Genomic DNA, 12,666 nt, shown 5'->3' with positions numbered 1-12,666 from the left:
ATCGTGCCTGTGGCATTGGAAGCGGGATCACACTTTGCCATCCGCGAGGGTGGGCGCACCGTTGGTGCTGGTGTGGTCACCAAGATTCTGGGGTAGGAAGTGATGGGTAATGAGTGAGGAGTGAGAAGCACTCGTCGCTCATTACTCGTCAACAGGAGCAACCATGGCAAAAAAAGAGAATCGCATCATCATCACCTTGGCATGTACAGAGTGCAAGGAGAGGAATTACACCAGCAGTAAGAACCGCAAGAACGATCCGGGGCGCATTGAGCTGAAGAAGTATTGCCCCCGCTGCAAAAAGCATACCGTGCATCGTGAGGCGAAATAGCGCCGCGATCGCTTCGGCTGGGATGATAGGCCAGTAGCTCAAGTTGGCAGAGCAGCGGTCTCCAAAACCGCAGGTTGCGGGTTCAAGTCCTGCCTGGCCTGCCAGAAGATTCGTTCAAGACACCGTATCGAGGGATGCGATTTGCAGGGAATTCTCCCTTACGGTACGGTGTCTTGAAATGTCAGGTATAGGGATGGGAGCAAAGAATGGCCATTACCCTTAGCAATAATCGCATAGTCAAATATTTGAAGGAGGTTCGGGCTGAGATCCGCAAAGTGACCTGGCCTTCCCGCTCGGAAGTGTTGCGGCTGAGCGCCATCGTCATCGCGGTGCTGGTAGTCATGAGCATTTTCATGGCGCTTGTTGACTATGCCTTCTCCTGGCTCATGCGCTTGATCATCAATCTGGGAACCGGTCTGTAAGAATATGGCAAGGAAAAAAACGCAAACCATATTGGGTGAAACAGAGAAGAAAATAGCAGAGGCTATCGCGCCACGCACAGACGTAGAAATGGCAGCTGAGGAAGCCATCTCTGCAGCAGAAATGGCTGTGCCCGAGCCAGTTGGCGAGGCGGCGCAACCATTGGGGGAAGAAGCGGCTGCTGCGGAGGCAGAAATGGCTGTGCCCGAGCCAGTTGGCGAGGCGGCACAACCATCGCTGCAGGAGGCACACGCCGCCGAAGCGACGGCTAGACCCCCTGCTGAAAAAGAGCCCTCCGATGGACGGGCCTGGTATGCGGTGCATAGCTACTCCGGCTACGAGAACAAGGTCAAGAAGAATCTGGAGAAGCGCATCGAATCCATGAACATGCAGCACAAAATCTTCCAGGTGGTCGTCCCCACGGAAGAAGAGATCGAGATCAAAGAGGGTCATCGCCACAGGGCTAAGAAACGCATCTTCCCTGGCTATGTCCTCGTACAAATGATCATGGATGAAGAATCCTGGTACGTGGTGCGCAACACGCCTGGCGTGACGGGCTTTGTCAGTTCGGGCTCTCAGCCAACCCCGCTGCGCCCAGAGGAAGTGGCCAAGATTCTCAAACGCATGGAGCTGGAAGCGCCAAAGATCAAGGTCAGCTTTCGCGAGGGCCAGACCGTGCGCATCGTTGACGGCCCGTTTGCAGATTTCGTGGGCACGGTCGAGGAGTTGAACCTGGAGAAGGGCAAAGTGCGTGTGTTGGTCTCCTTCTTCGGACGGGAGACCCCTATTGAACTCGACTTCTTGCAGGTACAGAAACAGTAAGCGAACTATGGCATCGCAAGGCAGTGGTTGCCTTCGCGACCGTGCATAGTTTCAGTACGAGGAGGATTTGTGGGTAAGCAAGTCAAAGCAATCGTCAAACTGCAAATTGAGGCAGGCAAAGCCAACCCCGCCCCGCCAGTTGGCCCGGCATTGGGTCAGCACGGGGTCAATATCATGGCTTTCTGCAAAGAATATAACGCTCGAACGGCGAACATGGCCGGGACGGTTATCCCTGTGGAAATCACGATCTATACCGACCGTTCGTTCACTTTCGTGACCAAAACGCCCCCCGCCTATGACCTATTGAAGAAAGCAGCCGGTGTGGAGAAAGGCTCTGCAGAACCGAATCGGGTCAAGGTGGGCAAGGTCACGCGGCAGCAAATCAGAGAGATCGCCGCGTTGAAGATGCAGGACCTCAATGCCGTTGACCTGGAGGGGGCGATGAAAATCATCGAAGGCACCGCCCGCAGCATGGGCATTGATATCGTGGATTGATCGGCCGGAGAGTTCATCTCCTGGCCGGAGGTGGCTGGCCTTGGGCGTGGGAGCCCAGGCTGCTACTCCACAGAGGCCGCTCACACGCTACCGCATGAGGTGGGAGGGCAAAAGCCCGCCAAAACCACAAGGAGGAAGAGATGACAAAGCACAGTAAGAAGTATCTAGAAGCACTGAAACTCGTTGATCGCAATAAAACGTACTCGCCAGAAGAGGCGATTGAACTGGTCAAAAAGACCTCGTTCACCAATTTCGACAGCAGCGTGGACTTGCACCTGCGCATGAACCTGGATCCTCGCAAAGCTGAGGAACAGATACGTGGCTCGGTGCTATTGCCAAGCGGCTTGGGCAAAACCGTACGCATCCTCGTCTTTGCCGAGGGAGAGGCAGCAAAGATCGCGGAGGAAGCCGGGGCCGACTATGTGGGCAGCGATGACCTGATCAAGCGCATTCAGGAAGGGTGGCTAGAGTTCGATGTAGCCATGGCCACGCCGCAAATGATGGGCAAGGTCGGGCGGCTGGGAAAGGTATTGGGGCCGAGAGGGCTGATGCCGAACCCGAAGACGGGCACGGTGGTCGCACCGGAAGACCTGCCTCGTGCGATCAGTGAAGCGCGCCAGGGGCGCGTTGAATACCGCCTGGACAAGACGGGCAATATCCATGTGCCCATTGGCAAAGTGAGTTTCAGCAAAGAACAGTTGCTGAGCAATCTCACTGCCCTGATGGAAGCCATCGTGCGTGCCAAGCCCAGCACAGCCAAAGGGCAGTACATCAAGAGAATCACCCTGACTTCCACGATGGGGCCGGGGGTCAAGGTGGACATCAACCAGGCTTTGGCTCTGAAATCCGTATAGCCTGGCTCTAGCGGACGCTCCCGCTGGCACACAACAAGGACGGCGGGGCTGACCGCATTTGAACAGCAAAATTGCATAGCGAGTGCAGCCAAAGACAGCAGGTGCGCATTTGCGCTTAATGATCTCAATTGCCTGCCGAGGCAAAGCAAACAGTATTTCTGTGAGTCTTTGTGTCGGTTAGGCATAAAGACTCTTTTTATGTAAAGGAGGTGGAATCAATTGCCCGTAACTAAAGAGAAGAAACAACAAACCATGGCAGAACTAAAGGAGATGTTCGCACGAAGCACGGTAGTGCTTCTTTCCGACTATCGCGGCCTGACTGCGAGCCAAATGCACGAACTGCGCAAAAAGTTGCGCCCGTTCGACAGCAAATTCCTCGTGGCCAAGAACACCTTGATCACGAAGATCCTGGCAGAACTCGGACTGCCTCAGCCAGAGGAACTGTTGCAGGGGCCAACTGCCCTGGGCTTTTGCTTTGCGGACTTTCATCAACCGCTGCGCACGATTATGGATTTTGCCCAGGATACAGAAGTGCTCAAGGTGAAAGGCGGCCTAATGGGCGAGCATATCCTGTCGCCCGAGGACATTAAGACGCTCCTGACGCTGCCAGAACCCGCCGTGCTGCGCGCCGAAGCATTGGGTGGCCTGCAGTCGCCTCTGACCGGATTGATTGGGCTGCTCGATAGCGTGCTGCGCGGACTGGTCTATGTCCTCGATGCGCGCGCTGAGCAGTTGGGGCAAGCGTCCGCATAGAGGGCAGGCGATGTGAGGAAAAAGCGATGATGATGTGGATGTTCTATCCATGCATTTGTTTAGGTTAACAACTAGGAGGTAAAGGACAGTGAAAACACAAGAGATTATCGAAGCCATCGAGAAATTGAGCGTGCTCGAATTGGTCGAGCTGAAGAAGGCACTGGAAGAGCGCTGGGGCGTGACCGCCGCTGCGCCGGTTGTTGCTGCCGCTGCTGTTGCACCAACCGCCGCTCCCGCGGCTGCTGCTCCCGCCGCTGCTGAGGAACAGACAGAGTTCGAAGTCATCCTCAAGGAAATCGGTCCAGAGAAGATCAAGGTCATCAAGGTCGTGCGCGAACTGACCAACCTGGGTCTGAAGGAATCGAAGGACTTGGTGGAGAGCGCACCGAGCAGCGTCAAGAAGGGCGTCAGCAAGGAAGAGGCTCAAGCGGCCAAAGCCAAGTTGGAAGAAGCCGGCGCGGTCGTCGAAATCAAATAATGCGCGACAGAGGAACCAGGTTTCTGCGAGAAACCTGGTTCCTCTCTTTATGCACGGTATACTACTTCGCCCGCCAAGATGGTCATTTCCACGCGGGTGTGCAGTAGTTCTTGCGCCGGCACATCAAAGATGTCCTGCGAAAGCACCACCATGTCGGCCAACTTGCCCACGCTCAGCGAACCTTTGATGCGCTCTTCGCCAGAGGCATAGGCTGTCCCCATCGTGTATGCATAGACTGCTTCGGGCACAGTCAGGCACTGTTCGGGATACCAACCGCCAGGCAGCGTGCCATCTTCGCGCTGGCGCGTTACCGCGGCAAAGATACCGCTCAACACATTCGGTGTCTCGACTGGCGCATCCGAGCCGAAAGCCAACACCGCCCCAGTTTCTAGCAAACTGCGCCAGGCATAGGCACTGGAGCAGCGCGCCCCCCAGTAGCGGTCGGCCATGATCATGTCAGATGTACAGTGGATGGGCTGCATCGAGGCAATGACCCCCATCGCACCCAAGCGCGGCAAATCCTGCGGAGAAATCAATTGCACATGCTCAATACGTGGGCGCAGCCCAAGCCGCGACCAATCCTGCCAATGCTCCTCCAGCGCATCCAGTGCGCGGCAATTGGCACGATCGCCAATGGCATGGATGGCGATGTTCCAGCCACCCTTCGTGCAGGCAGCAACCAACTTGCTTAGTTGTGCGCTGCTGGTGACCTCGATGCCACAGTTGTTGGGCTCGCCTTCATAGGGTGCGAACATGTCCGCACTGCGCGTGCCCAGGGAACCATCGGCAAAGGCTTTGACGGCGCACAAGCGCAAGAACTCGTCCCCAAAGCCGGAACGCAACCCAAGCCGCAGGGCATCGTCCAGATGCTCAGCGGGAATCATCATGTTCACACGCAGGTCCAGTTCCCCTTTGAGCCACACCTCCTGCACCGCACTCAAGTCATGCGGCTCTTCCGGTACGTGTACCCCGACCAGGCCAAAACGATGCAACTGTTCCACCGCTGTGCGCACTGCCGTCACCTTCTCGGACAGGCTGACCTGCCCAGCGACGCGTTCGACCATCTTCATCGCTGCATCTTCTTTGAGCAAGCCCGTGGGCTCGCCAGTCTGTGCATCACGCTCCAGTTGTGCGCCAGGCGGGTCGGGGGTATCCATCGTGATCCCCGCAAGCTGCAGCGCCAGTGAATTGACCCAGGCGGAGTGCCCGTCTTTGCTGTACAGGTAAACCGGATTGTGCGGCGTCACGGGGTCTAGATCCCATTTGGTAGGGAAAGCCGCACCAGGCCACAAATTGCGGTTCCACCCCCAGCCCCGGATCCACTCCCCTGGCTTGGCTTTTTGCGCACGTTCCGCAACGCGCGCCACGGCTTCCGAGAGCGAGGGAACGCCATCGAGTGGCACCTGAGCCAGGCTGAGCCCGTAGTGGACGAGGTGGATATGCGCATCAGTGAAGCCTGGCAGCACTGTACGCCCCTGCACATCCAACTGCTCCGTATCTGCCCCGGCCAAGGCGCGGATTGTAGCGTTATCTCCAACCGCTAGAATGCGCCCGTTGCGTACGGCCACCGCTTCGGCCAAGGGCAACTTGTTATCCATGGTGTACACGCGTCCATTGAACAGGATGCAATCAGCTTCCAATTTTGTCCTCCTCACGCAAGTCTTGTAGGATACGTGGCAGCGCCTCTTCTGCTGCCTGCCGTCCACGCTCGATTAGCAGCGGGATATTCGATAGGTCAACCCAGTTGAACTCAGCCACATCGGGGCAAATCACCACATCGGCCAGATTTGCTTCGCGGTGCGTATTGTTGAATAGCGTGGCCAGGCTGAGGAACCACATCTCCATCAGGGTAGAGGGACGTTTCCGCTCCAAAGCCGACGAGAACGACAGGTCCACTGCAATGACATAGTCAGCACCCATTTCGCGCACTGCCGAGACCGGCAAGTTGTTGATAAGGCCGCCATCCACCAGTAGCCTGCCTTCGTATTCGACAGCGGTGAACACGCCTGGGACAGCACAACTGGCGCGCACGGCCGGTGCCAGTCTGCCTGTGCGCAAGATGACCAGCTCATCGCGTAAGATGTCTGCCGCGGCGACTGCCAAGGGAGTCTCTAGCTCCTCGAAGGTGCGGTCGCCGATGAGTTCAATGAGGTACTCCTCCATGCGGCTGCCATCGAAAAAGCCGGTCCTGGGCCGCACGACCTTGCCCAGTTTGCTCCAGCGCATGTCCAGAGCAATTTCCTTGATGCGCGTAAGGGGCATGCCGGCACAGTACACCACGCCCACCGCCGCGCCGGCGCTGGCACCAGAGACACAGGATGGACGGATGCCGGCGACTTCGAGTACCTCGAGCACGCCGATATGCGCTGCGCCCAGTGCCCCACCGCCACTCAATGCCAGTCCAACTCGTTTCAAGAAGGACGCCTCCTTTCACGTGTTCCGTTTTTTATGCAATACGTTTTACGCAAACTTCCTCTCCAAACGTATTTCATCCCGCACGGGAATGTTGGCAAAGCCGCGCTCCTCTCGCCCGTGGTGGGCGAGAATCGCGCCTGGCTTCACCTCGCTGATGACAAAGCCCCAGCGCTGATACAGGTACAGCGCGGGCAAGTCATCATTGCTGGTGGCAACAACCAAGCGCGACAGGCCACGAGCACGCGCTTCCCGCTCCGCTACGGCCAGCAAGGAGCGCGCCGTGCGCTTGCCCTGGTACTCCGGGTGCACGTTGAGCATGACGATGACCAAGCGATCCTCTTCCAGGGCGTAGGAAAGCATCCCGGCTACTTTGCCATCGTCGCAGGCAAGCAAAGCGGGCAAAGTCAAGATGTCATAGGTACGATCGAAACACGCTACTTCCGTCTCGCCCCAATACATCAGAGCCATCTCTTTGATCGTGGCACAGTCTTCTGGCTGTGCCGCGCGCACGGGTAAGGGTGGCAATTGCACCCGCGTGCTGATGGACACCACATCCAAGCGGGCGTGCTCCAGGCACACGTACTCTCCCGTTCGCGCACAGCGATACACTGCAATCTGGTCATCATAGTGACACTTCATGCCTTTACTCCTTTCTGCAAGAAGTCTAGGAGCCAGAGGATGAATTTCCTGGCATTCATGAGCGCTAAAGCGCTCACTGCAAACAAGTTTTTGCCAGGAAATGAACTTCCTGGCTGAATCCGAGAAGCCCCTTCAGGGGCTCGTCCCTATTATGCCAGGGATTTCCAACCCCCTGGCATTATTAGCGCAATTCGGAGCAACCTTTCACAGCTATGAGCGCTAAAACGCTCAGTACAAACGGCGTTGCATCTTATTGCGATAAACCCCGCAGGGCCATCTCCTCCCAATGCTGCCCATCGTCATGGCTGACCAGCAGCTTGAACTTGGGTTTTCCCACCTCCTCGGTTACATCCAGGAAAACAAACAGGGACTTGGGCTCCCGGGCATCCACTGCCAAGGGACGCACGGCATTCATGGCAAGGCCGGCGCTTTTGCCCAGCACCGCCACCACCTCCCAACGCACCTCCTCCGAGCGAGGCGCGTCGGCATTGAGCGAACGCAGAAGGCGATAGGTACGCTCCTCGCCATTGTAGTAACTGATGTCGCAGCCTGCGTACAAAGCGTTCAGGTTGGGGTCATACGCCAGGCCACTGACGAAGCAGATGTCCTGGTTTTCTGCGCCAAATGGATCGGGACTGTAGACAAAATCAAACTCGCCCAGCGGCAAGCGCTCCCAAGTCCCATCACGCCCCCCACGATACACATAACCCCGTGGCCAGTCATGCCTGGTGCTCGGACGCACGTGAGCCCAGATGATGTTGGGGTTATTGGGATGAATGAGGATTGCCCCCACCCAGGCATTGCCATCGCCAATACCCACGCCGTAATCCGCTTTGCCCCAGGTGCATCCGCGATCGCTGCTTTTCACAATCACTGCCTGCATCGCCGTATCCCAAGGGATGCCCGCCCACAGCACATCCGAATTGAGGAAATCCACCGCCAGGGCAGTAACGCGCATGGTGTTCACCAAAACCCAGGGCTCATGGTCAGCCTCGCGGCGGTAGAGTCCGTGACTCGTCGCCAGATACATCGTCTGGGGATGGCGGTAGTCCACCGCCACGCAGGTCACCCCTGCCTCTGCAGGAATACCCGGCAGCGGTTCGGCGCTCCAGGTCGCTCCACGGTCTGCGCTGCGGTACAAGGCATTGCCCACCACTAGGTAATAGACGGGCGGTTCATCTGGCGTTACGACCAGGCTCTTCACATAGGGCACGGTAAGTTCGGGCCAGGGCACCTGGGTTAGCGTGAGTGGGAGCGTTGGGGTTACAACGGCTGGCTGTGACGTTGCCGTTGGCGTTACTGTGGGAGGACGCAGTGTTGCGGTAGCTGTTGCTTCCTGCAAGACAAGCGTGGCCGTCAGCGTGGGCAGTTGGGGAGTTCTTGTCCTGATTGGGGTAGCGGATGGAGCTGGCAGCGTCGGGATCAGCGAAGGGGTGCGCCCCTGTGGCGCTGATGGAGTACATGCTGCTGCAACTAGCAGCACCACACTTAGGCCCAATGCTAGAAAGGCTGCTCTATACTCAGCCAAAACTCTTTTCCTGCGGATAGGCATGGTCCCCCACTCTCCTATCTCACACTCCGAAGGATGCCACCATCCATCCTCCGCGACAGCAGCAATATGCCATGGAGGATAGTGGCGGTCATGAAAGCGATGGAAAGCGCGGTCGCCACGTCCAGGTAATTGTGCCCCCAGAGCAGATAAAGCAGAATCGCCGGATACAGCACCATCCAGCTCTTGATCGCCACCGGGGCGGGTGCGCCGTAATAATTGCCCAGGAACAGCACCACGTTCAAGGCGGTATAGACAAAGGGGTACAAACTGCCCCACAAAGGAGATAGTGCCCCAGATGCTGTGAGCCCCACCACAATCAACGTCTCGCGTGTGTGGTCGGCGAACTGATCCAGCAGCGCGCCAAAGTCCGAAGCGCGTCCGGTATAGCGCGCCAGGGCGCCATCTACGCTGTCCGTCATCATCGAAGACAACCAGATGAAGAAACTGAGCCGAGGGTGATGGCGCACGGTATGGATAAAGCACAGTCCAAGCACAGGACCTGCTAAGGAAATCACATGCGGCGATACGTCCATCGCAGCCAGCAAGCGCACTACAGGACCATATAGCCAGAGCAAGAACTCGCGCACCGGCGCGACAAAGCGCCTCTCTACAACCGAGTATGAATCGGCTTTCGTTGGGTAGTCCGCTAGTCGGTTAGTCATTGGGCATTGGTCTATTAGTCATTAGTCATTAGTCATTAGTCATTAGTCATTGGTCTATTGGTCATTCGTCTGTTGGTTGTTGGCTTTGTTTTCGCTCTCTTGCTTACGCAAGTAGCGAATGAAGGCGTTGATGAGTTTCTTGACATCGGTGGCTTTGTCGTACAAGCTCTGAAAGGTTCGGTCATCCATATATCCAGCATCTTTTGCTACGTACAGTTGCGATTGCACCTCTGAGGCGGAGCGCCTAGCATAGCACAAGAAGCGGATAAACGCTGCATCAGAGCCTGAGTCAAATCCCTCGGCGATGTTGCTCATGACGGAGACGGCGGCAGCTTGAATCTGTGATACGAGCCGTGTATCACGAGCAAAGCGACCCTGGCCCGAGGCTGCATAGACCATCTTTGTCAGTTCCCGTGCTACTTGCCAGCTTTGTATGTCCTCAAAACTCTGGATGCGCACTCAGTTCTCCTTTTAGTTCGTTAGTTGGATAGTCTGTTAGTCGGATGGTCGGGTAGTGCTTTAGTCAAGTAGTACTTAGTTGGAAGCCTAGCCACATTGCATCCTACCGACTCGACTAACTATCACTCGCCCAGTGACTACCCAACCAACGACTACCCAACTACTCGACTAGCAGACTACTCAACCAACAGACTACCCGACTAACGCACTACCTTCTGCGTGAACTCGATCAGTTCCTGCAGTTTGCACGCAGCAGCACCGGAATCAATCGCCTCCGCAGCCCGTGCCACGCCCTCGCGCAGGTTGCGCACTGCTCCGCCCAAGACCAATGTGGCTGCTACATTGAGCAGGACGATGTCGCGTGCTGCTCCCTTCTTGCCCGCCAGCACCTCCTGAGTGATGTGCACATTGACTTCGGGCGTGCCTCCCCTGACATCCGAAAGCCGCGCTCGGGGCAAGCCCAAATCCACGGGATCGAGGAAAAAGGTCGAGATCATGCCGTCTTCGTCCAGTCGGCTCACCTTGTTCACTCCGGTAGTGGAGAGTTCGTCCATGCCATCTGCCCCGTAGACGACGAATGACTGGCGGATGCCCAATGCACGCTGGGTATACGCTACCGGTTCGGTCAGGAGACCTGCATATACTCCCACCACCTGTACCGAGGCACCAGCTGGATTGATCAATGGATCCACGATATTGAGCACGGTTCGTGCTCCCAGTTCACGCACTGTGGCAAGGACCGCATCCAGACCGGGCTGCAGCAAAGGGGCAAAGAGGAAGCCAATGCCTACTTCATCAATGCATCGAGCCATTTGCTGTGGCGTCAGCGCCAGGTTCACGCCCATCGCTTCCAACAAGTCCGCACTTCCACACTGGCTGGACACGGAGCGATTCCCATGTTTGGCGATAGCCAGCCCGGCGCCGGCTGCCACCAATGCGGCGGTCGTGGAGATATTGAAAGTGCCTGCCCGGTCATCGCCAGTGCCGCAGATATCCACCAAATCTTGGCGTCTCGGATAGACTGGCGTGATGCCCTTGCGCATCGCTCGCGCACAACCCACCAGTTCTTCGACCGTCTCACCTTTCATGCGCAGAGCAGTCAAGAAAGCTGCTACCTGCGCAGGAGTGGCTTGCCCCATGATGATCTCATTCATGGCTGCTTCGGCCTGCTCAGCGCTCAGCGATTGTTTTTCCACCAGTTTGGCAATCGCTTCTCGTACGATCTCGCTCATTTTCCTCCCTCCTGTGCTTCAGTTTTATCTTGCATCGCTTCCAGTTCCTGGCCGCAGTAGGCACAGAAGACTGCATCAGCCGGATTCGCTCGACCACAGGCAGCACAGGTGCGCTTGCGTGGTCGCCTGGGCAAGCGCAACTTAGGAGTGGGACGCACTGCCCTGACTCGCGGAGCCGGCAATGCCTCGCGCGCCCTGGCGACCAAGTCACGGCTCACCCCCTGTGACTGACGTGCCAGTTCATGACAAAGTTCCCGCACGGCTGCTGGTGACGGCGCTTCCCGGGTTTCATACCAGGTTTGGAGCGTCCGCGCCGTGAGCATGGTTCCGCCATAGGCCAGCCTCACCTTCGACTCCAATCCCCAAAGCGGGATCATACCCACAATCTGCCGGGCGAGCTGCTGCCACATTCGACCGATATCTAGCGCAGAACGCAAAGCCGAGACATCACGATGCCAATCGAGCGGCAACCCATATACCAACCCCAGGCGATAAGCCATCAAGGCCTGGTTGGCGTTGACCGTCTCGACATCCCTAGATCGAAGCGGCATGCGCACAAACGGCATGCTCTCTGCCAGACCAGCAGCTGAAACGTACGTTGCATTGACCCGTGCGGTGCGTTCGATAAGTCTATCCGCTACAGTGCTGCGGAAGAGAGGCAAGTGCCGTGCCAGGAAGAGCGCATATTCGGGCAGCACTTCCAGCACCGCCGGCACAAGTAATTCCCTGACGGTCTCCGTCTGGGTTGCGATCAAGGGCATGATCTCCACGCCTCGCCAGCGAGCCTGTCCGCGGATCATGCGCGTTTCCACCGGCACCTGATCCATCTTGTTATAGCATACCAGCAACGGACGCCCCAGATAGGAAAGATACTCTGCCGCTGCCACTTCCTGGGCATAGTTGCCTTTGGTAGCATCGAGCAGGAGGATAAGCAGAGTAGCCGATTCTAAATCCGCGATGTCTTCTACAGAAAGGGGCAGGCGGTGCTCGGCGAAATACGGTTCCAGTTCTGCAGGCAGGCCCCCCTCGCCCGGCTTGTCTGCCAATGCGCAGGCCAAGGCAGTCTTGCCACTGCCTGCCGCGCCAATCAAGGCTAGACGAAGTTCCTTTTCCACCTCTGCCTGCGCTGCTTCCACATCATCCAACTGGCTCAACGTCTTCCACAACCCCTCGCCAAGTTCGTTCCAATTTGTTGCCATCGGCGCCCCTCCTCTCGCAGTCCCTCGCCATTTTAGCGCACCCTCTGGGTATTGTCAACCGCTGTGGGGGGTTGCCCCTGCCTGGCAAAATGCACGCCAATCCGTTCAATCCGTTCCAGAAATCCGCCGACAGAGCGCATCTCTCCCAGAAACTCACGAACGCATCACTCGTCACTCATTACTTCTCACTCCTCAGCGCAGATTCTTCGCTGCGCTCAGAATGACACGAAGGCGTATAGCTTTGTGCAGCAGGATGGAATCTGTATAATGTAAACGGTATCTCTACACACTGCAGGGGCGGCTCCTATGCCACTAGGTCCTGGGCATGGGAGCAAAGCAGAAAGAACAGATTTTGTTT

General features: G+C 57.1%; 16 protein-coding genes, 1 tRNA gene and 1 other annotated feature. Of the genes, 9 read left to right on the top strand and 8 right to left on the bottom strand.

From position 1 onward, the window contains the following. The 9 genes from H5T67_07270 to rplL form a co-directional block, all read left to right on the top strand. The coding region (locus tag H5T67_07270; GenBank protein ID MBC7245120.1) for a hypothetical protein at nt 1-96 on the top strand (96 nt) is incomplete at its 5' end. Nucleotides 97-163: 67 nt separating this feature from the next. After that, on the top strand, nt 164-328 hold the full coding sequence (gene rpmG, locus H5T67_07265; protein MBC7245119.1) for a 50S ribosomal protein L33: 165 nt from the start codon (nt 164-166) through the stop codon (nt 326-328). Nucleotides 329-355: 27 nt separating this feature from the next. Next, a tRNA-Trp gene (locus H5T67_07260) sits at nt 356-432 on the top strand. Between the two features lie 102 nt (nt 433-534). Continuing rightward, nucleotides 535-750 carry a preprotein translocase subunit SecE gene (gene secE / locus H5T67_07255; GenBank protein MBC7245118.1) on the top strand — a complete coding sequence of 72 codons (216 nt, stop codon included), beginning with the start codon at nt 535-537 and terminating at the stop codon, nt 748-750. A 193-nt stretch (nt 751-943) separates the two neighbouring features. Next, the gene (nusG, locus tag H5T67_07250; protein MBC7245117.1) at nt 944-1,570 is read left to right on the top strand and encodes a transcription termination/antitermination protein NusG; all 627 of its coding nucleotides are present in this window, start codon (nt 944-946) and stop codon (nt 1,568-1,570) included. Between the two features lie 69 nt (nt 1,571-1,639). Continuing rightward, nucleotides 1,640-2,065, top strand: coding sequence for a 50S ribosomal protein L11 (gene rplK, locus H5T67_07245; GenBank protein ID MBC7245116.1), 426 nt, complete (start codon nt 1,640-1,642; stop codon nt 2,063-2,065). A gap of 140 nt (nt 2,066-2,205) precedes the next feature. Beyond that, a complete protein-coding gene (gene rplA / locus H5T67_07240) occupies nt 2,206-2,919 on the top strand; it encodes a 50S ribosomal protein L1 (protein ID MBC7245115.1) in 714 nt (237 codons plus the stop codon). Between the two features lie 70 nt (nt 2,920-2,989). After that, nucleotides 2,990-3,125 (top strand) — a sequence feature (ribosomal protein L10 leader region). A gap of 13 nt (nt 3,126-3,138) precedes the next feature. After that, on the top strand, nt 3,139-3,672 hold the full coding sequence (locus tag H5T67_07235; GenBank protein ID MBC7245114.1) for a 50S ribosomal protein L10: 534 nt from the start codon (nt 3,139-3,141) through the stop codon (nt 3,670-3,672). Between the two features lie 88 nt (nt 3,673-3,760). Further along, nucleotides 3,761-4,150, top strand: a complete 390-nt coding sequence (gene rplL / locus H5T67_07230; protein ID MBC7245113.1) for a 50S ribosomal protein L7/L12 — start codon at nt 3,761-3,763, stop codon at nt 4,148-4,150. Between the two features lie 47 nt (nt 4,151-4,197). Here the strand turns inward: rplL and H5T67_07225 are convergent, their stop codons facing one another. The 8 genes from H5T67_07225 to H5T67_07190 all read right to left on the bottom strand — a co-directional run bounded on the left by H5T67_07225 (nt 4,198) and on the right by H5T67_07190 (nt 12,308). Continuing rightward, a complete protein-coding gene (locus H5T67_07225) occupies nt 4,198-5,790 on the bottom strand; it encodes an amidohydrolase (GenBank protein MBC7245112.1) in 1,593 nt (530 codons plus the stop codon). Then, a complete protein-coding gene (locus tag H5T67_07220; GenBank protein ID MBC7245111.1) occupies nt 5,780-6,565 on the bottom strand; it encodes a patatin-like phospholipase family protein in 786 nt (261 codons plus the stop codon). Before H5T67_07220 ends, H5T67_07225 begins: the two co-directional genes overlap by 11 nt. 45 nt (nt 6,566-6,610) lie before the next feature. Next, the gene (locus H5T67_07215) at nt 6,611-7,204 is read right to left on the bottom strand and encodes a GNAT family N-acetyltransferase (GenBank protein ID MBC7245110.1); all 594 of its coding nucleotides are present in this window, start codon (nt 7,202-7,204) and stop codon (nt 6,611-6,613) included. 250 nt (nt 7,205-7,454) lie between these two features. Beyond that, on the bottom strand, nt 7,455-8,732 hold the full coding sequence (locus tag H5T67_07210) for a hypothetical protein (protein ID MBC7245109.1): 1,278 nt from the start codon (nt 8,730-8,732) through the stop codon (nt 7,455-7,457). 38 nt (nt 8,733-8,770) lie between these two features. Then, a complete protein-coding gene (locus H5T67_07205; GenBank protein MBC7245108.1) occupies nt 8,771-9,418 on the bottom strand; it encodes a CDP-alcohol phosphatidyltransferase family protein in 648 nt (215 codons plus the stop codon). A gap of 54 nt (nt 9,419-9,472) precedes the next feature. Next, nucleotides 9,473-9,877 carry a four helix bundle protein gene (locus H5T67_07200; protein ID MBC7245107.1) on the bottom strand — a complete coding sequence of 135 codons (405 nt, stop codon included), beginning with the start codon at nt 9,875-9,877 and terminating at the stop codon, nt 9,473-9,475. 200 nt (nt 9,878-10,077) lie between these two features. Then, nucleotides 10,078-11,109, bottom strand: coding sequence for an anthranilate phosphoribosyltransferase (trpD, locus tag H5T67_07195; GenBank protein MBC7245106.1), 1,032 nt, complete (start codon nt 11,107-11,109; stop codon nt 10,078-10,080). Continuing rightward, nucleotides 11,106-12,308 (bottom strand): hypothetical protein, encoded by a 1,203-nt coding sequence (locus H5T67_07190; GenBank protein ID MBC7245105.1) that lies wholly within the window; start codon nt 12,306-12,308, stop codon nt 11,106-11,108. Before H5T67_07190 ends, trpD begins: the two co-directional genes overlap by 4 nt. Nucleotides 12,309-12,666 lie beyond the last annotated feature (358 nt).

It is taken from the genome of Chloroflexota bacterium, from assembly GCA_014360905.1.
In the GTDB taxonomy this organism is placed as follows: domain Bacteria; phylum Chloroflexota; class Anaerolineae; order UBA2200; family UBA2200; genus JACIWX01.
This window is presented reverse-complemented; position numbering and strand designations above follow the sequence as displayed.